This is a genomic window from Candidatus Symbiopectobacterium sp. NZEC135, assembly GCF_025962695.1.
The window spans coordinates 1-816 of the sequence record NZ_JAGFPF010000955.1 but is presented as its reverse complement, the minus strand read 5'-3'; the positions used below and the strand labels follow the sequence as shown (position 1 = coordinate 816).

The window sequence follows — 816 nt, the reverse complement described above, 5'->3', positions numbered from 1 at the left end:
GAATGTCGACGGTATCAAAACCGGACACACCAGCGGTGCCGGGCACAATCTGGTGGCATCCGCGACGGAAGGCAACATGCGGTTGATTTCTGTGGTGCTGGGTGCACCGACGGATGCCATTCGTTTCCGCGACAGCGAAAAGCTGCTGACCTGGGGTTTCCGCTTCTTCGAAACGGTCACGCCGGTTCAGGGCAATACTACCTTTACCACTCAGCGTGTCTGGTACGGCGCACAGAGTGAAGCGCGGCTGGGGGTTGCTGACGATGTCGCCCTCACGGTGCCAAAAGGGCAAATGCGCAATCTGAAAGCCAGCTTTACCCTGACGTCGCCACATTTACAGGCACCGTTGGCGAAAAATCAGGCGGTCGGCACGGTGGATTTCCAGTTGGATGGCAAAGTGATCGCCCAGAGGCCGCTGGTGGTGCTGGATGAGGTGCCGGAAGCTGGCCTGTTCGGGCGACTGTGGGATGCGGTATGGCTAACCCTGACCAAATGGTTCGGCGGCTGGTTTTAACAGCCGGGATAGATCAGCATGATGCCGTTGTCGAGCGTGAAATCCTGATAAGTGCCCTGCGGGGCGCAGTCGGTCACCAGCGTGTCGAACTGCGTCAATGCGCCGATAGCGGCAGGCTGTATTCGGCCAAATTTGCTGCTGTCGGCCACCAAAATAGTGCGCTGCGATAGCGCCATCGCCCGGTGTTTGATATCCAGTTCGGCAAAATTAAAACAGGTCGCTCCCCGCTTGATATCGACCCCCGCCGCAGAGATAAAGGCTTTGTTGGTGCAGATCGGGTCCAGTTCACTCTGCCGCGTCAG

Annotated in this window: 2 pseudogenes; one reads left to right on the top strand and one right to left on the bottom strand. The window is 58.1% G+C overall.

From position 1 onward, the window contains the following. Positions 1-514, top strand: a pseudogene (locus J5224_RS31700) (serine-type D-Ala-D-Ala carboxypeptidase); the annotation flags it as partial. Here the strand turns inward: J5224_RS31700 and J5224_RS31695 are convergent. Continuing rightward, a pseudogene (locus J5224_RS31695) lies at positions 511-816 on the bottom strand (DNA-binding transcriptional repressor DeoR); the annotation flags it as partial. The pseudogenes J5224_RS31700 and J5224_RS31695 sit on opposite strands and share 4 nt — an antisense overlap.